Source organism: Methylobacterium litchii (genome assembly GCF_038442315.1).
Classification (GTDB): domain Bacteria; phylum Pseudomonadota; class Alphaproteobacteria; order Rhizobiales; family Beijerinckiaceae; genus Methylobacterium; species Methylobacterium litchii.
Window position 1 is genome coordinate 240161 of record NZ_JBBXMY010000003.1, and the last position, 16269, is coordinate 256429.

Genomic DNA, 16269 nt, shown 5'->3' on the forward strand with positions numbered 1-16269 from the left:
CGCATGTCCGACGAGTCCCCCTCGGCTGTCCCCGATCAGCGCCTCAGCCGCTTGATCGTGCGCGACTTCCGCAACCATGCCGACCTCGACCTGAAGCCGGGGGCGCGCCTCGTCGCCCTGGTGGGAGAGAACGGGGCGGGCAAGACCAACATTCTGGAGGCGATCTCCCTCTTCGCCCCCGGCCGAGGCCTGCGCCGGGCCGAGTTCTCGGCCATGGCGCGCAACGGCGGGCCGGGGGGCTTCGCCGTCTCCCTCACCCTCGACCGGGACGGAGCGGAGCACCGCCTCGGCACCGGCATGGAGCCGCCGGGCTTCGACGGCCGGGCGAGCCGCCTGTGCCGGGTCGACGGCGCCGCCGCCTCCTCGCCCGTGGCGTTCAGCGAGTTCTTCCGGGTGGTGTGGCTCACCCCCGATTTCGATGCCCTGTTCCGGGGGCCGGCGGGCGACCGCCGCCGCTTCCTCGACCGGCTGGTTCTGGCCGTCGATGCCGGCCACGGCACGCGGGTTTCGGCTCTCGAACGGGCGCTGCGCTCCCGGAATCGCTTGCTGGAGGAGCCGGGCCAGGATGCCCGCTGGCTCGATGCCATCGAGCGGGAGATCGCGGAACTCGGCGTCGCGGTGGCGCTCGCCCGCCGGGAGACGGTGGAACGCCTCGACCGCCTCATCGCCCAGAGCCGCGACGACGCGCAGCCCTTCCCCTGGGCCTCGGTGCGCCTCGAAGGCGACCTCGATGACCTCGTCGCCGTCTGGCCTGCCATCGAGGCCGAGGACCGCTTCCGGCAGGCCCTGCGGCACGGCCGCCCCCGCGACCGGGCGGCGGGGCGCACCCTGAGCGGGCCGCAGACCAGCGACCTCGTGGTCCGCCACGGCCCCAAGGACGTGCCGGCGGGCACGGCCTCCACGGGGGAGCAGAAGGCGCTGCTGATCGGCCTCGTCCTCGCCCATGCGCGGCTGGTGCGGGCGATGAGCGGTATCCCCCCGGCGATCCTGCTGGACGAGGTCGCCGCCCATCTCGACCCGCGCCGCCGGCTCGGCCTGTTCGAGGCGCTGGACGCCCTCTCCGGCCAAGTGTGGATGACCGGCACCGACCCGGAGGCTTTCGCCCCGGCAGGGGCGATGATCGAGACCGTCCGCATCGGCCATTGAGGCATCGCCCCGGTGCACCACATTGGCACCACCCGACCACGGAAGCGACGAGACCATGGCCAAGCCCGTCCACAGCATGATCCGCGTGCGCGAAGAGGCGCGTTCCCGCGACTACTATGCCCGCGCCTTCGGCCTGGAGCCGTCCGACCGCTACGACTTCCCGGATTTCACCCTGCTCTACCTCAAGGACCCGTCCTCGCCCTTCGAGCTGGAACTGACGGTCAACAAGGACCGGGAGAAGCCCTACGACATCGGCGACGGCTACGGGCACATCGCCTTCGTGGTGGACGATCTCGAAGCCGAGCACGCCAAGCACAAGCAGGCGGGCTTCACCGTCACCGACGTGAAGACCCTCAAGCACGGCGAGACGCAGCTCGCGACGTTCTTCTTCGCCACCGACCCGGACGGCTACAAGATCGAGGTCATCCAGCGTGGCGGGCGCTTCTCGTAACGCCTTCCACCCTCACACGTTTCACAGGCCAGCTTCAGGTACCATGAGAGAGACCACGCGCATCGTCTGCCTCCGGCACGGGGAATCGACCTTCAACGCCGCCCACCGGGCGACGGGGATCGACCCGGACCACCGCGATGCGCGCCTCACCCCCAAGGGCGAGGCGCAGGCACGCGCCGCCGCCGCCGCGCTCCGCGACATCCCCTTCGACCTCGTGGTGGTCTCGCCGCTCACCCGGGCGATCCAGACCGCTGCGCTGGCGTTCGAGGGGCACCCGAGCGAGCCGCGCATCCTCGTGGAGGTGCTGCACCGGGAATGCCAGGAGAGCAGCTGCGACGTCGGCCGGGCGGCCTCCGAGCTGGCGGCGGATTTCCCGCATCTCGACATCGGGCACCTGCCGGAGGTGTGGTGGCACGCCGAGGACGGCGCGGAGACCACCTTCGGCCTGCCGATCGAGCCCCGTCATCTGTTCGACGACCGGGTGGTCGCCTTCCGGGAATGGCTGCGGGCGCGGCCGGAGCGCACCATCGCGGTGGTGGGCCACGGCACGTTCTTCTACCACCTGACCGGCACGTTCCTCGAGAACTGCGCGACGATCGAACTCGACCTCGACGCGGAGCCGGTGGTGGCTTGAGGGGAAAGTCCTTCCAGCCCTCTCCCTCATCCTGAGGTGCCGCGCAGCGGCCTCGAAGGAGGGCTCCAGACAGCGCTGCGCTCCGGCACCTCAGGATGAGGGGGAGGCCGAGATGACGGGGGCGAAGCGCGTCCCTACTTCGCCCCGCCGTCCACGGTGATCGTCTCGCCCGTGATGTAGGCGGCGCCGGCCCCGAGGAAGAAGATCGTCTCCGCGATGTCCTCCGGCGTCGCGAGGCGCGCGAGCATGGTCCGGTCGAGGGTGGCGACCTTGCGCTCGGCGGGCCATGCGCTGGTCCAGGGCGTCTCCACGAGGCCCGGCGCCACGGCGTTCACGCGGATCTCCGGCGCCAGCGCCCGTGCGAGGCTGCGGGTGAGGTTGATGAGCCCCGCCTTGCTCGCCGAATAGGCGATGGACGAGCCCCGCCGCCCGAGACCCGCCACGGAGGCGGTGTTGACGATGGCCCCCCGCGTCTCCCGCAGGGCCTCGGCGGCGGCGCGGGCGCAGCGGTACGGCCCGATGAGGTTCGTGGACAGGATCGTGTCCCAGAACGCCTCCGTCATCGCGTCGAGATCCTCGAAGGCGATGGGCGCAGTGGTGCCGGAGGTGCCGGCATTGTTCACGAGCACGTCGAGCCCGCCGAGGCGGTCGATGGCCTGCGCCACCATCGCCTCGGCCTCGCCGGGCTTCGACACGTCCCCCGGTACGGCGAGGACCGACAGCCGCTCCGCCTCGGCGGGGCCGCGCGCATCGTCGGGCAGGTGGTTGAGGGCGACCCTCGCGCCGTTGCGGGCGAACAGGGCGACGGTGGCGAGCCCGATGCCGGACGAGGCGCCCGTGACGAGCACCCGCTTGCCTGAGAGGTCGGCGCCGATCATGTGCCCTCCATCCGGCCGATCCCGGCCATGGCCGCCTTGAGCGCCAGGAGCTTGCGGTCGCGCTCGCGGAACAGGTCGGCCGGGTCGCGGCCGCCCCAGTCGAAATAGCCCTTCCCCGCCATCACCCCCGTGCGCCCCTCGGCGCAGAGGGCGTCCAGGGTCTCCGAGCGCTCGCGCTGCGGCGGGGGCGCGTAGCTGCCGTTGGCGAGCGCCCGCTGCGTGAGTTCGAGCCCGGTGAAATCCGCCTTGGCGAGGTGCCCGAGGATCGCGATGCGCAAGGACAGCCCGTGGATCATCGCCTCGTCGATCTCGCGGGGGCTGGCGTAGCCCTCGTCCAGCAGGTGGAACACCTCGGCGCTGATCGCCTGCTGGATGCGGTTGGCGATGTAGCCCGGCACGAAGCGCTTCAGCACCACCGGCTTCTGGCCGAGGCCGACCACGAGGTCGCTCATCGCCGCGATCACCGACGGATCGGTGCCGGGGCCGGGCACCACGTCCACGAGGTCGATGATGTAGGGCGGGGTGTACCAGTGCATCACCAGCGCCCGCGCCTGCCGGGAGTCCGGCATCAGCGGGAAGACGTCGAGGTAGCTCGTGTTGCTGGCGAGGATCGTTTCCGGTCCGCACAGCCGGTCGAGTTCGGCGAAGAGGGCGCGCTTGGCCTCCGGGTTCTCGGTGATCGCCTCGATGACGAGGCCCGCGCCCGCCACCGTGGCCGCCAGATCCGCTTCGATCCGCACCGCTTGCGACAGGCGGGTCTCGTCCCAGCCCTCCGGTGTGGCGCCGGCTTCGCGGAGCGTCGCGAGGGCGGAGGCCATCAGGCCCGGCACCGCCGCGCGGGTCTCGGGTCGGGTGTCGGTGAGGCGCACCCCATGCCCGGCCAGCGCGAGGACCAGGGCGATGCCGTGGCCCATCAGCCCACCGCCGACGACAGCGATCTCCATGGCGCTTGGCTCCTCAGACGGTGGCGATGGGGGTGGCGGGCGAGCCGACGGCGCCGGGCAGGCGCAGGGGCGGCGCGGTGAGGAGGAAGCGGTGGCGCCCGTGCGCGCGCAGCCAGTCGGCCAGCGGCGTGAGGTGCCACAACTCGCCGAGATTCACCCCGAGCTTGAACAGGCAATGCTGGTGCAGGGGGAGGATGGCGCAGCCCTCACCCCTGGCCGGGCGGGCCGGATAGGCCTCGACGGCGTAATTGTCGGCGATGAGGGCGACGAGGCCGGAGCGGGTGATCCAGTCGAGGATGCCGGGGTCGCGCCCGTCGAGCGCCGCGCAGAGGCTGTGCACGAGGTCCGGGTCGGGGTTCCCGCCCATCTCCACCAGCCGCTGCGCGAAGCCGGTATGGAGGCAGACCATGTCGCCCTCCTCGACGGTGATCCCGTCCGCGTCGAGGATGCCGCGCAGCATCTCCCAGGACACGACCGTCCTGGCGTCGCCGAGATGGGCGCGCAGGTCGATCAACACCGCCCTGCCCTGCATCCCGGCCTCGGCGAGGCGTTCGATGCCGAGATGCTTCGCCCGCGAGGGACTGTTCGCGTCCTCGGCGGTGCTCGGGCCGACGATGTCCCGCCCGCCCCGGAAGCCGTTGTAGAAGGTCGGCCCCGCGCCGCGCCCGTCCGGATCGAACAGGCAGCCGACATGGGCGAGGGAATCCCACTGCGTCGAGTATTGCAGGTGGATCACCGCGAGGTCGTCGCAGATCACGTCGCTCGCGCCGTCCACCTCCTCGCAGACGAGGAAGTTCGTCACCGGCTTGCCGTTGGCGCGCTTGGTCGGGGTGATGCGCGGCGGGTGGCGGCGGGCATTCAGGATGTTGCCGCCCGGCAGGTCGAGGGGCAGGCTGAGGCAGAAGGTCAGGCCCTCGCGCACCTCCGCGACGCCCTGGAGCACCTTCTGCGGCGTCAGCAGGTTGAGCCGGCCGCGTTCGTCGTCGGGGCCGAAATCGCCCCAGGTCGAGCCCTCCGGCCGGCGGGTCCAGCGCGGGTTCATCGGCGTCTCCCCTCGCGCGCCGTCTGTGCGGCGTCACGGGCACTGTCCCGCGCCCGGAGGCGCGGGACAAGGGGCCTCACTCCATGACGGGGGCGAGTTTCTTGACGCTCTGCACGTCCTCTCCCAGCCACGCCGCGTTCTTGGCGGTGCCGTCGAAGGTCGCGCTGGTCTTGAACAGCTCGTACTTGCCTTCGAGGGCATAAGGCTTCGAGCGCGACAGCAACTCGGCCACCTTCGCCTTGTCCATCGGCTGGAAGGTCTTCACCGCCTCGAAGGCCTGATCCAGGTCGCGCTGGTTCTGGATGCCCGTGATCACCACCGAGACCGGCAGGTTCAGGGAGAAGTGCAGGTATTCGATCGGCTTGATCGGCGCGTCCGACTTCAGGATCACCCCGTCGCCGAAGGTCTTCATGGCCAGCGGCGCGATGCCCTCGCGCACGAGGTGCGGCAGCACGAGATGGCCGAACGAGCGGAAATGCGCGTCCATCACGTTGAGCGGCATCTGGCAGGAATCGAAGTGGAAGCCCCGCTCCTGCGCGACCGACAGCATCTGCAGGTGGATGCGCGGGTCCTTGTGGCCGGTGAAGCCGATGTAGCGGAGCTTGCCCTGCTTCTTGGCCTCCATGAACCCTTCCATGGCGCCGCCCTCGGCGAACACCCGGTCGGGATCGTCGAAGCGCAGGATCTCGTGGTGCTGCACGAGGTCGATATGGTCGGTGCGCAGGCGCCGGAGGGATTGCTCGATCTGCTTGAGGGCTTCCTCCTTGGTCCGCCCGTCCATCTTGGACATCAGGAAGACCTTGTTGCGGTAGCCGTTCTGCTCCAGGGCGATGCCCATCCGCTCCTCGGAGCGGCCCTGGTTGTAGTCCCAGCAATTGTCCATGAAGGTGATGCCGCGGTCGATGCCGGCATGGATCAGCCGGGTCGCCTCGTCGTCGGTCACGGCGCTCTTGCCGAGGTGGAACCCGCCCATGCCGATGGCGGAGATCTTCTCGTCGGTCTTGCCGAAATTCCGGTAGAGCATCTCGCCCCGGCGCTCACCTGCGTCGGTGATGAGCGGCAGGTCGGCCGGATCCTGCGGGCGGGTGTTGGGCAGTCCGGGGTCGCTCACGGCCGCCCCCGCAGGGCTTGCGGCAGCGAGGCCGGCGCCGAGGGCAGCGCCCTTGAGGAAGTCGCGGCGTTCCATGTCGGTCTCCGTGAGGGTCGCTTCGGGTCTGTCATCGGGGCGCTCCGGGCTGTGGGGATCAACCGCCGCAGGGCGTCATCGTTCGGCCGCGCGGGCGAGACGCTCCGCCGCGTGCAGGAGGCGGAGCGCCGCGCAGGCGGCGCCGTAGCCGTTGTCGATGTTCACGACGGTGATGCCGGGCGCGCAGCTCGCCAGCACCGAGTTCAGGGCGGTGTGCCCGCCCTCCGCGACGCCGTAGCCGACGGAGGTCGGCACCGCGATCACGGGGGAGGCGACGAGGCCGCCGACGACGCTCGGCAGGGCGGCATCCATCCCCGCCGCCACGATGACGATGGGGTGGGCGCGGATCTCCTCGACCCGCTGGGTCAGCCGCCACAGGCCGGCGACGCCGACATCGGCGATGAGGGTCGCGCCCCGGCCCTGGTAGTGCAGCGTGCGCAGGGCCTCGCGGGCGACGGGCACGTCCGAGGTGCCGGCCGCCACCACGGCCACAGAGGGCACCGCCTCCACCGGGCGCGGCTCGCCGAAGAAGGCGGTGCGCGAGACCGGGCAGTAATCGAGGGCGCGGCGGTGGTGGCCCGGCAGGGCGTCGAGCTTGTCGGCATCCAGACGGGTGAGGAGGAAGCGGGCGCCCCGCTCCGCAGCCGCATCGAGGATGGCGTCGATCTGCGCCGCCGACTTGCCGGCGCAGTAGATCGCCTCTTCCAGGCCGATCCGCTCGGCCCGGCCGAAATCGAGGAGGAATTCGTCCTTGGTGCTCACGCCGCGTCTCCGGTGAGGAAGGCGCTGCCGACCTTGTAGGGCAGGAAGCGCACGCCGCCGCCGACGAGGCCCACGGGGGCTACCGCCGCGATCCGGCCGGCGAGGTCGTCCCGCGTCGATGCGTCGAGGGCGGCGAGGCTCGCGGGGTCGAGCTCGATCGCCACACCCGCCGCGCGGACGCGGCAGCGCACGGCCCGGCGGGCATCGCCTGCGCCAAGGGTGCCGCCGACCATTCCCTCCACCGCGTGGATGAAGGCCAGCGTCTCCGGCTCGATCCGCAGGCCGGTCTCGACGCGGCTCGACAGGCAGGGCGCGGAGGGCAGTTCCGCCACGTCGCCGAGGCCGAGAGCGCGGGCGAGCGCCCGCACGGCGGCCTTGTCGAGCCCCGCCTCGACATAGGGATGGCGCACCCCGTGCTCGCGGGCGGCATCGAGGCCGGGGCGGTACTCGCCGAGGTCGTTCAGGTTCGCGCCCGACACCATCTGCCGATCCGTCACCGTGCGGATCGTGCCGTAGAGGTTCGTCTTGCAGAAGAAGCAGCGGTTCACCGGGTTCGCCCGGTAGCGGGGATCGTCGAACTCCCCGGCCTGCACGACGGTCAGCGCCCAGCCATCGCGTTCCGCCTCGCGCCGCACCCGCGCCGTCGCCTCGGCGGGCACGGCGGGCGAGGCGGCGTGGACCATGGCGGCGCCGTCCCCGAGCACCCGGTGGCTCAGTGCGGCGAGCGTCAGGCTGTCGACGCCGCCGCTCACCGCGACGGCGAGGGGGCCGATGCCGGCCAGCACCTCTTCGAGGCGTGTCATTCCCCGTCTCCCTGATCGAGGGCGATGCGTTCGGCCGCGCGGCGAAGGCGGGCGCGGGCGGCGTGGTCCTCGCCCGCGAGGGCGTCGTCGGCCTCGGCCTTGGCGGTGCGCCCGCCCGGCCGCGCCACCCGCTTCACCCGGACCTCCCGGCCTTCCGCCTCGACGCTCACGCTGTCCCGCTCCAGGGCGATGCCGGCTTCCTTGCGGTAACGCAGGCCGATCGTCGTGGTCTCGCGGAAGCAGGCGCCGATGACCGCGTCGATGGCGTCGGCGCGGGTGAGCACGCGGACATGGGTCATCATCCGGCCCTTCTTGCCGAAGACCGGCATCTGCACCGCGTCGAGCACCGCCTCGTGGGCGCGGATCCGGTCGAGGCCCTGCGCCAGATCCTCGGCGGTCTGATCGTCCACCTCGAACTCGACGATGCCGATCTCCCGCGCTCCGGCGGGCTGGCTCCCCGCGCCCTCCTCGAAGGCGAGGATGCGCAGGCAATTGCTGATGCCCGGCAGGCGCCGTGTGCCGAAGCCGGTGCCGGAGCGGGCGAGCACCCGCGCGCCGGGCACACGGGCCGTCCCGCAGAGATGGCGCAGGATCGCGGCGCCGGTCGGCGTCACGCGCTCGCCTTGGATGCCGTCATCGATCAGGGCGAAGCCGTCGAGGAGCAGCGTCGTGGCCGGCGCGGGGACCGGTAGGGAGCCGTGCTGCGTCTTCACCCGCCCGCCGCCGAGCGGCAGGGCCGAGACGGTCCAGGCGCTCGCACCGAGGGCCGCCACGATATGGGCGGTGGCGACGATGTCGGCGATGGAATCCCAGGCGCCGACCTCGTGGAAGGCGACCCGATCCACCGGGATGCCGTGGACCCGCGCCTCGGCCTCGGCGAGGTGCCCGAAGATCGCCAGGGCATGCCGCGCCACCTCCGGCGCGAGGTCCGCCCGGCGCAGCCCATCGCGGATCTCGGCCCAATGCCGGTGGGCGTGATGGTGGTGATGCCCGTGATGGTGATGGCCGTGATCGTGCCCGTTCTCCTCGGCCGGGCGCCCGTCGCGCGTCACCGCGAAGCGGCGGCCGGTGAGGATGCCGTCGGAATGCGCGGAGAGGGTGCACGCAACGCTGCCCGCCGCGTCCGGCACGGCCTCGGCGAGGGCGGCGCGCACGCTGCGGGCGACCCCGGCCTCGTGCTCGGGGAAGGCGTCGAGGAGAGCGGCCACGACCATGTCGCCGGCGACGCCGCCCAAGGCATCGAGATGGATCTGCATTCCGCCAGAGGTCGGGCGCGCGGCGGTTTTGTCGAGGGCGACATCGCGCCCTATCGGTGGGTTCTTGCCTTCTCCGCCACGGCCCGGCCGAAGGCCGCCACCAGGGGCCGGTTGACGTCGCTCGTGGCGGTACCGTGCTCGGCGTGCCACTGGACGCCCAGCGCGAAGCCCGGCGCCCCGTCGATGCGGATCGCCTCGATGGTCCCGTCCTCCGCGATGCCCTCGACGACGACGCGCTCGCCCTTCTCGCGGATGCCCTGCCCGTGGAGGGAGTTCACGCGGATCCGGTCGCGGCCGATCAACTGGGCGAACACGCCGCCCTCCGTCAGCGTCACGTCGTGGCGATCCGCGAACAGCACCTCGAAATCCGGGTGCAGCTCGCCGTTCGGCAGGCGCGGCATCCGGTGGTTGAGCCGCCCCGGCAGGTTGCGGATCTCCGGGTCGAGGGTGCCACCGAAGGCGACGTTCATCTCCTGGAAGCCCCGGCAGATGCCGAAGAGCGGCACCCCGCGCGCCACGCAGGCTTCGACCAGCGGCAGGGCCAGGGCATCGCGGGATTCGTCGTAGGGCTCGTGGGCGGGGTCCGCCGGCAGGCCGAAGCGGTGCGGGTGGACGTTCGCCCGGCCGCCTGTGAGCAGCACGCCGTCCACCGTGTCGAGGAGGTCGCCGAGATCCGTCACCTGCGGGCAGCCGGCGAAGACCAGCGGCAGGGCGCCCGCCACCTCGGCCAGGGCGCGCAGGTTGTTCATGCCCACGATCTGGGCCGGGAAGCGATTCTCGAGCAGGCGCGCATTGCCGATCACGCCGATTACGGGCCTGCCCATCCTCGCACCAGTCTCCCCGTCGACCGTATTTCGCATACAGAGGTAAGCGCGCCGGGGTTTGGGCGCTACCCCGGGGCCGACACGATCCCGAGCCCCCGCGCCTCTTCAAGCAGGATCTCGGCCACACGCTCCGGCGCTTCCTCGTGCGCCAGATGGCCGAGGCCGCGCACCAGCTTCACCCGCGCATCGGGCAGGCGCTTCACGAGGGTGAAGGCGGTGTCGGGCGAAATCGCCTTGTCGTCGCCGCCGACGATCAGGAGCGTCCGCGTCGCGAGCCTCGGCAGGTCGCGGTGCAGCCGGTCGAGATCCCAGTTCGCCATCATGCCGAGCGCCCCCCGCACATGCCCGGCGCGGGCGAAGAGCCGCCGGTAGAGGTCGAGCCCCACCGGGTCGAGGCGCGAGCCCGTGCCCTCGATCAGCCGGCGCACGGCGGCGCTGTCGGCGGTCCAGGCGAAGAGGCGCGGGGTGAAGGGGTTCAGGAACAGCAGCCGCGCCATGCTCGGGAACAGGAAGCTCGCCGCCCCCGGCAGCGGCGCCAGCGCCCCGTTGAACGCCGCGAACAGGCGCGGGGCGACCATCCCGTCGAGGCACATCCGCGCCAGGATCGCCGCCCCGGCCGAATGACCCGCCACGATGGCGGGCGCCACCCCGAGACCCTGCACCAGGGCCGAGACCGCCTTCGCCATGCCCGGCAGGGAGAGCGTGCCATCCGGCAGCGGATCGGTGAAGCCGTGGCCGGGCAGATCCGGCGCGATCACCCGGAACGGGCCGGCGAGCAGTGGCGCGAAGCCCCGCCAGGAATGGTTGGCCGCCCCCGTGCCGTGCAGGAGGAGGAGCACGGGCGCGTCGGCCGGGCCGAATTCCTGCACATGCCAGGAGAGGCCGCCGGCCGTCACGAAGCGGCTCGCCGCGCGGTGGGGCCAATCGTGGCCGTCCCGCTCCCAATCCGGCCGGTCTCGGGTGTCGACGCTCACAGCACGGGCCTCGCAAAAATCGCCGGGTGGACCGCCCGATCTTGCCGCATCGCAGCATGGCGGGGCAAGGCGAGAGCAGGTCCGGCGTTATCGTTCATGGGCGGAAGTATTTCGTAAGGTATTGGCGAACCATGCGATCTCCGCATGCCACGGGTGATCTTAGGGTGCTTGTTGCGATGCGGGATGAGGCGCACCCTAGGGTCACTCAACAAGAACACGCGCCCCCACCTCAGGAGCAGGTCATGATACCTCTCGTCCCCACCAGCCCGCACGCCGCCAGCTTCGCCGGCTGGAACTTCGCCGCCCTTTTGCGCGGGGCGTTCGAATCCTGGATCGCCCATCACCAGCGCCTTGCCGATCTCGGCATCGCCAGCGAGCCGTAGGCCCCTCACCGGATCGCCTTCACGGCGGCGCCGATGGCGCCGCCGTCGAGCCGGGGCAGCGCGAGGTAGCGCGCCGCCATGGCCTCGGCCATGGCCTTCGCGCCGCCCCCCCTGGCGCCGGTATCCACGACCAGGGCCGGGAGCCCCGCCTGCCGGAGGGCGCGGGCTGCCTGCAACGCCTCGTCGCCGGCCCTCGCCCGTCCGCCCGCCCCGTCGCGGGCGACGTTGGCCCGCCCATCCGTCAGCACCACCACGACGGCGTTGCCCCCGCCCCGGCGCACGCCGAGCGCCACGGTGAGCGCGGCGTCGAGCCCGGAGGCCAGGGGCGTGCCCCCGCCGCCGGGCAACCCCGCGAGGCCGCGCTTCGCCCGCGTGAGCGAGCGCGTCGGCGGCAGGACGAGATCCGCCACCGTCCCCCGGAACGCCACCAGTGCGACCCGGTCCCGCCGGACATAGGCTTCCGCGAGCAGCGCTTCGACGGCACCCTTCGCCTCCGCGAGCCGTTCCAGGGCGGCCGAGCCCGAGGCATCGACGCAGAACACTGTGGTCGTCTCGACCCGGCGGCGCAGCTTGCGGATGCGCAGGTCGTCCCGCCGGATCGTGAGGCGTCCCTCGCCCTGGCGCAGGCGCTGCCAGGGGGCGGCGGCGCGCAACGTCGCCAGCAGATCGAGCCGGCCCCGTCGCGGGTCGCCGGGCCGGTGGCCCACCGGCCGCCCGGTGCGCGACACCGCCTCCGGTCTGCCCCCTCGCCCCGCCCTCGCGTCCGACCGGCGCAGGCCCCCGGCGAGCAGCAGGTCGAGGAGGCGCGGGGGAATGGCGGCGCGCACGGCGTCCAGCACCACATCCTCCGGCGGCGCAGGCTCGCGCTCCTCGCCCTGCCCCGGCGGGGTTTCCTCGCGCTCGTTCTCCGGCGGTGTCTCCGGCGGCGGCGCGGGTTCGGGCAGGCGCTCGGCGCGGGGGGCGAGGACGAGCCGCGCCGCCGTGACGGCCGCGTTGTCCGTGGCCAGCGCCCGCGCCACCCGCAGGGCCAGGATCGGCGCGCGAGGCGAGGCGATGCCGAAGGCCGACGCGAGGCTGCACAGCATCGCGACCGGATCGGCCTCCTCCACCTCCGGTTCCTCCACCCCGCGACCCTCGGTGAGGGCGACGCGCGGCGGCACGGAATCGAGGTCGATGCGGAAGGCGAGCCTGTCGGCCAGGGCCACGGGCGCGGCCTCGTCGTCCCGGCCTTCATCGAGGAGCACGAGGCCGAACCGGGCTGGCGTATTCTCCGGCCCCGCGCGGCCGGTATCGAGGGCGGCGGCGAGGCGCGCGGCGGTGCCGGGCTCCAGCCGCTCGGCCATGGGCACGACGATCACCCCGCCATCGGCCGCCGCGAGGAGGCCCGTCCGCGTCACCGGCCGCCCGGCGGAGAGGGTCGCGGCGAGGTCGAGCCCGCCGAGCAGCCCCTCGTCGCCGATGCCGGGGGGCATTCGGCGGAAGGCGCGCTCCGGCCCGAGGGCGTCGCGCAGGCGCTCGATCCAGGCCTCGCGCACCGGACCCGGCCCGGCGCGGACCACGATGCCGCCGAGGCCGTGCGGGTCCTGGGCGAGGAGTCGGAGGGCGAGGAGGGCGTCGGCCCAGACGCGCTCCGGCTCGCCCGCCGTGGTCACGCAAACACCTCGGCCAGCGCCCGCTCGACGCGCACCGTCGAGCCCGATTCATCGAGCGGGTTGCGGCGCAGCCGGTGCCGCAGCGCCGCCGGGGCGATCCGGCGCAGATGGTCGTCGGTGACGGTGCCGGCGCCGTCGAGGGTGGCGAGCGCGCGGGCGGTGCGCATCAGCGTGAGTTCGCCGCGCAGGCCGTCCGTGCCCAGCGCGAGGCAGAGGCGAGCCGCCTGTTCGAGGGCCGCATCCGGCACGGTGACGGCGGGGAGACGCTTGCGCGCCGCCTCGATCCGCTTGCGGGTTGCCGCATCCTCCTTCGCGTGGGCGGCGCAGAAGGCGTCCGGATCGCGCTCGTAGGCGTCGCGGGCGCGGACCACCGCGATGCGGGTGGCGATGTCGGTGGGAGTGGCGACCTCGCAGGCCAGCCCGAACCGGTCGAGGAGCTGCGGGCGCAACTCGCCCTCCTCCGGGTTGCCGGAACCGACGAGGACGAACCGCGCCGGATGGCGCAGGGACAGGCCCTCGCGCTCCACGGTGTTCACGCCGGAGGCCGCCACGTCGAGGAGCAGGTCCACGAGGTGGTCTTCCAGCAGGTTCACCTCGTCGATGTAGAGGAAGCCCCGGTTGGCGCGGGCGAGCAGCCCCGGCTCGAACGCCTTCACCCCGGCGCCGAGCGCCCGTTCGAGGTCGAGGGTGCCGACCACCCGGTCCTCGGTGGCGCCGAGCGGCAGGTCCACCACCGGCACGGCTTTTTTTTCGGACTTCTTCCGCGCGCCGGGTGTGGTCGCGCAGTGCGGGCAGAGGTCCGCCGGGCTCGCGGGGTCGCAATTGTAGGGGCAGCCGGCCACCGCGTTCATCGGCGGCAGGAGGGCGGCCAGCGCCCGGATGGCGGTGGACTTGCCGGTTCCCCGGTCCCCGAAGACCAGCACGCCCCCGACCGCAGGATCCACCGCCGCGATCAGCAGCGCTTGGCGCATCTCGTCCTGGCCGACGATGGCCGAGAAGGGAAAGGGGGGCACGGATACGCTCAAGGTTGAAGGGCGACCTCGCTCCCTTCACCGCCCTCATCCTGAGGTGCCGGAGCGCAGCGGAGGCCTCGAAGGAGGCCTCCAGGGATCGCGGTGCCCTCTGGAGGGCTCCTTCGAGGCCCGCTGGCGCGGGCACCTCAGGATGAGGGGGAGAGTTGGACGACGGGTTCCCTACTCCGCCGCCTTCTGCCGGAGGCCGATGCGGCCCCAGATCGTGGAGAGCGCATCGACCAGATGACCGATATCCTCGTCCGTGTGCAGCGGCGAGGGCGTGATGCGCAGGCGCTCGGTGCCGCGCGCCACGGTCGGGTAGTTGATCGGCTGCACGTAGATGCCGAACTCGTCGAGCAGCGTGTCCGAGATCCCCTTGCACAGCACGGGATCACAGACCATCACCGGAACGATGTGGCTGTCGTTCGGCATGGTCGGGATGTCGGCGGCCTCCAAGGCCGCGCGGGTCTTGGCGACGCGCTCCTGATGGCGGGCGCGCTCGACGCCGCTCTCCTTCAGGTGGCGGATCGAGGCCGCCGCGCCCGCCGCCACCGAGGGCGGCAGGGACGTGGTGAAGATGAAGCCCGAGGCGAAGCTGCGCACGAAGTCGCACAGCTTCTCGGACGCCGTGATGTAGCCGCCATGCACCGCGAACGCCTTGCCCAGCGTGCCCTCGATCACGTCCAGCCGGTGGGCGACGCCGTCGCGCTCGGAGATGCCGCCGCCGCGCTCGCCGTAGAGGCCGACCGCGTGGACCTCATCGAGATAGGTCAGCGCACCGTGCTTCTCGGCCACGTCACAGATCTCGCCGATCGGGGCGATGTCGCCGTCCATCGAGTAGACCGACTCGAACGCCACCAGCTTCGGGCGGGACGGGTCGATGAGGCCGAGCTTGCGGTCGAGGTCTTCCGGGTCGTTATGGCGGAAGATGTGGCGCTCGGCCCGGCTGAAGCGGATGCCCTCGATCATCGAGGCGTGGTTCTCGGAATCGGAGAACACCGCGCAGTTCGGCAGGCGGGAGGCGAGCGTGCCGAGCGCCGCCCAGTTCGAGACGTAGCCCGAGGTGAAGAGCAGCGCCGCTTCCTTGCGGTGGAGGTCGGCGAGCTCGCGTTCCAGCAGCACGTGGTAGTGGTTCGTGCCGGAGATGTTGCGGGTGCCGCCCGCGCCCGCGCCGCAGCGGTCCAGGGCCTCGTGCATCGCGCCGAGCACCGTCGGGTGCTGGCCCATGCCGAGATAGTCGTTCGAACACCACACGGTCACGGGCCGCGTGCCGCCGGCATGGTGGTGGGTGGCGTGGGGGAAGCGGCCGGCATGGCGCTCCAGATCGGTGAAGACGCGGTAGCGCCCCTCCCGGTGGAGACCGGCGATCTCGGCGCCGAAGAAGGCCTCGTAGTCCATTCCCCTACTCCCCGGTTGCCGCAGGTTCGGCCCGCTTGTTTCGTTAGACTCGCTTCGCTCTAGAACTCGCATACGACGAATTCCAAATCGAGGGGTGCACGGCGCCCGCGTGAGCGAAAACCGTGCACGGTGGATCAGTCCGGCGTGCCGCGCGCGCCGTCGAGGCCGCGACCCGGCAGGCTCCAGCGCCACAGGGCGGCGGAGGGCAACGGCAGCATCAGGAACCAATGTTCCAGGGTCGCGAGCGCCATCAGCGTCGCGAGCACCGTGAAGCCGATCAGTTCATGCGCCAGCACTTCGTCGGCGATCGCCGCCCGCCCGAGGAGGGCGGCGGCGGCGGTGCCGAGGGTGACGGAGACCGGGAAGAGCCGGTTCATCGGCGCCCGCGTCAGGTAGCAGGCGAGGTAGCCGAGATGGTCCGGCAGGAACTCGGAATGGAGGTTGCGCACCCCGAGGAACAGGTTGAGCCGGGCCGACAGGTTCATCACCACCAGGGTGGCGTAGGTCCAGAGGGCGAACTTGTTCGGCTGGCCCCAGACAAGGGCCAGGATCGCGAGCCCGCCGATCACGATGGCGAATTCGTGCCACAGGCTGGTCGCCAGCGCCGCGAAGAACCGCTCGCTCCCCCGCAGCGAGGGCGGGCAGGCCACCGGCCGGGGGCCGGAGATGAAGCCCATGTAGTAGCTCATCTCCTGCCAGCCCCAGACGACCAGGGCGGCGGTGAAGGCCGTGTAGGCTCCGCCCGCGCCCGTATCCCCGGCGCTCCCCCGCACCATCACCAGCGCCCCGGCGAGCAGCAGCGTCGCCGCCGCCATGCTCCACGGATGGGTCCGCCGGGGGGCGTGGTCGAGAAGCAGGATCACCCCGGTGGAGAACCACCAGAGCAGGACCGCATAGACGACCGGGGCGGCGTATGTCGCCAT

Annotated in this window: 17 protein-coding genes; 4 read left to right on the forward strand and 13 right to left on the reverse strand. The window is 72.2% G+C overall.

From position 1 onward, the window contains the following. Window positions 1–3 precede the first annotated feature (3 nt). From recF to AAHF99_RS08605, 3 genes are read left to right on the forward strand one after another with little or no spacing between them, the layout of a single operon-like run. A complete protein-coding gene (gene recF, locus AAHF99_RS08595; RefSeq protein ID WP_342163759.1) occupies window positions 4–1146 on the forward strand; it encodes a DNA replication/repair protein RecF in 1143 nt (380 codons plus the stop codon). A gap of 55 nt (window positions 1147–1201) precedes the next feature. Then, window positions 1202–1597, forward strand: coding sequence for a VOC family protein (locus AAHF99_RS08600; protein WP_342163760.1), 396 nt, complete (start codon window positions 1202–1204; stop codon window positions 1595–1597). Window positions 1598–1640: 43 nt separating this feature from the next. Next, window positions 1641–2231: a histidine phosphatase family protein gene (locus tag AAHF99_RS08605; RefSeq protein ID WP_342163761.1), complete on the forward strand. Its 591-nt coding sequence runs from the start codon at window positions 1641–1643 to the stop codon at window positions 2229–2231. A 134-nt stretch (window positions 2232–2365) separates the two neighbouring features. Here the strand turns inward: AAHF99_RS08605 and AAHF99_RS08610 are convergent, their stop codons facing one another. The 9 genes from AAHF99_RS08610 to bchO all read right to left on the reverse strand — a co-directional run bounded on the left by AAHF99_RS08610 (window position 2366) and on the right by bchO (window position 10900). Further along, the gene (locus AAHF99_RS08610; protein ID WP_342163762.1) at window positions 2366–3109 is read right to left on the reverse strand and encodes an SDR family NAD(P)-dependent oxidoreductase; all 744 of its coding nucleotides are present in this window, start codon (window positions 3107–3109) and stop codon (window positions 2366–2368) included. Next, the gene (locus tag AAHF99_RS08615; protein ID WP_342163763.1) at window positions 3106–4053 is read right to left on the reverse strand and encodes a 3-hydroxyacyl-CoA dehydrogenase family protein; all 948 of its coding nucleotides are present in this window, start codon (window positions 4051–4053) and stop codon (window positions 3106–3108) included. Before AAHF99_RS08615 ends, AAHF99_RS08610 begins: the two co-directional genes overlap by 4 nt. A gap of 13 nt (window positions 4054–4066) precedes the next feature. Next, window positions 4067–5095 (reverse strand): cyclase family protein, encoded by a 1029-nt coding sequence (locus AAHF99_RS08620; protein ID WP_342163764.1) that lies wholly within the window; start codon window positions 5093–5095, stop codon window positions 4067–4069. A gap of 76 nt (window positions 5096–5171) precedes the next feature. Next, window positions 5172–6281, reverse strand: a complete 1110-nt coding sequence (locus AAHF99_RS08625) for an aldo/keto reductase (RefSeq protein WP_342163766.1) — start codon at window positions 6279–6281, stop codon at window positions 5172–5174. A 75-nt stretch (window positions 6282–6356) separates the two neighbouring features. Then, entirely contained in the window at window positions 6357–7043 is a 687-nt protein-coding gene (gene larB / locus AAHF99_RS08630; protein WP_342163767.1) for a nickel pincer cofactor biosynthesis protein LarB, read from the reverse strand. After that, window positions 7040–7846: an ATP-dependent sacrificial sulfur transferase LarE gene (gene larE / locus AAHF99_RS08635; protein WP_342163768.1), complete on the reverse strand. Its 807-nt coding sequence runs from the start codon at window positions 7844–7846 to the stop codon at window positions 7040–7042. Before larE ends, larB begins: the two co-directional genes overlap by 4 nt. After that, window positions 7843–9102 carry a nickel pincer cofactor biosynthesis protein LarC gene (gene larC / locus AAHF99_RS08640; RefSeq protein WP_342163769.1) on the reverse strand — a complete coding sequence of 420 codons (1260 nt, stop codon included), beginning with the start codon at window positions 9100–9102 and terminating at the stop codon, window positions 7843–7845. Before larC ends, larE begins: the two co-directional genes overlap by 4 nt. Before the next feature lie 50 nt (window positions 9103–9152). Continuing rightward, window positions 9153–9926, reverse strand: a complete 774-nt coding sequence (locus tag AAHF99_RS08645) for a gamma-glutamyl-gamma-aminobutyrate hydrolase family protein (protein WP_342163770.1) — start codon at window positions 9924–9926, stop codon at window positions 9153–9155. Between the two features lie 65 nt (window positions 9927–9991). Continuing rightward, a complete protein-coding gene (gene bchO, locus AAHF99_RS08650) occupies window positions 9992–10900 on the reverse strand; it encodes an alpha/beta fold hydrolase BchO (RefSeq protein ID WP_342163772.1) in 909 nt (302 codons plus the stop codon). 242 nt (window positions 10901–11142) lie between these two features. On the opposite strand from bchO, the gene AAHF99_RS08655 reads away from it, so the two are divergent. Beyond that, window positions 11143–11283, forward strand: coding sequence for a hypothetical protein (locus AAHF99_RS08655; RefSeq protein WP_342163773.1), 141 nt, complete (start codon window positions 11143–11145; stop codon window positions 11281–11283). A gap of 5 nt (window positions 11284–11288) precedes the next feature. On the opposite strand, the gene AAHF99_RS08660 is transcribed toward AAHF99_RS08655, so the two are convergent. From AAHF99_RS08660 to puhE, 4 genes are all read right to left on the reverse strand, one after another. Then, window positions 11289–12935 carry a magnesium chelatase subunit D gene (locus AAHF99_RS08660; protein ID WP_342163775.1) on the reverse strand — a complete coding sequence of 549 codons (1647 nt, stop codon included), beginning with the start codon at window positions 12933–12935 and terminating at the stop codon, window positions 11289–11291. Beyond that, window positions 12932–13948, reverse strand: coding sequence for a magnesium chelatase ATPase subunit I (bchI, locus tag AAHF99_RS08665; RefSeq protein WP_342163776.1), 1017 nt, complete (start codon window positions 13946–13948; stop codon window positions 12932–12934). The genes AAHF99_RS08660 and bchI overlap by 4 nt, the downstream gene beginning before the upstream one ends. Before the next feature lie 180 nt (window positions 13949–14128). Continuing rightward, entirely contained in the window at window positions 14129–15346 is a 1218-nt protein-coding gene (gene hemA, locus AAHF99_RS08670) for a 5-aminolevulinate synthase (protein ID WP_342163777.1), read from the reverse strand. A 134-nt stretch (window positions 15347–15480) separates the two neighbouring features. After that, window positions 15481–16269: a putative photosynthetic complex assembly protein PuhE gene (gene puhE, locus AAHF99_RS08675; RefSeq protein WP_342163779.1), complete on the reverse strand. Its 789-nt coding sequence runs from the start codon at window positions 16267–16269 to the stop codon at window positions 15481–15483.

What these genes read in the sequence shown, in the direction of transcription:
- recF (WP_342163759.1), top strand. Translation starts at nt 4, where the DNA reads ATGTCCGACGAGTCCCCCTCGGCTGTCCCCGATCAGCGCCTCAGCCGC.
- AAHF99_RS08600 (WP_342163760.1), top strand. Translation starts at nt 1,202, where the DNA reads ATGGCCAAGCCCGTCCACAGCATGATCCGCGTGCGCGAAGAGGCGCGT.
- AAHF99_RS08605 (WP_342163761.1), top strand. Translation starts at nt 1,641, where the DNA reads ATGAGAGAGACCACGCGCATCGTCTGCCTCCGGCACGGGGAATCGACC.
- AAHF99_RS08610 (WP_342163762.1), bottom strand. Translation starts at nt 3,109, where the DNA reads ATGATCGGCGCCGACCTCTCAGGCAAGCGGGTGCTCGTCACGGGCGCC.
- AAHF99_RS08615 (WP_342163763.1), bottom strand. Translation starts at nt 4,053, where the DNA reads ATGGAGATCGCTGTCGTCGGCGGTGGGCTGATGGGCCACGGCATCGCC.
- AAHF99_RS08620 (WP_342163764.1), bottom strand. Translation starts at nt 5,095, where the DNA reads ATGAACCCGCGCTGGACCCGCCGGCCGGAGGGCTCGACCTGGGGCGAT.
- AAHF99_RS08625 (WP_342163766.1), bottom strand. Translation starts at nt 6,281, where the DNA reads ATGGAACGCCGCGACTTCCTCAAGGGCGCTGCCCTCGGCGCCGGCCTC.
- larE (WP_342163768.1), bottom strand. Translation starts at nt 7,846, where the DNA reads ATGACACGCCTCGAAGAGGTGCTGGCCGGCATCGGCCCCCTCGCCGTC.
- larC (WP_342163769.1), bottom strand. Translation starts at nt 9,102, where the DNA reads ATGCAGATCCATCTCGATGCCTTGGGCGGCGTCGCCGGCGACATGGTC.
- AAHF99_RS08645 (WP_342163770.1), bottom strand. Translation starts at nt 9,926, where the DNA reads ATGGGCAGGCCCGTAATCGGCGTGATCGGCAATGCGCGCCTGCTCGAG.
- AAHF99_RS08655 (WP_342163773.1), top strand. Translation starts at nt 11,143, where the DNA reads ATGATACCTCTCGTCCCCACCAGCCCGCACGCCGCCAGCTTCGCCGGC.
- hemA (WP_342163777.1), bottom strand. Translation starts at nt 15,346, where the DNA reads ATGGACTACGAGGCCTTCTTCGGCGCCGAGATCGCCGGTCTCCACCGG.
- puhE (WP_342163779.1), bottom strand. Translation starts at nt 16,269, where the DNA reads ATGGCGACATACGCCGCCCCGGTCGTCTATGCGGTCCTGCTCTGGTGG.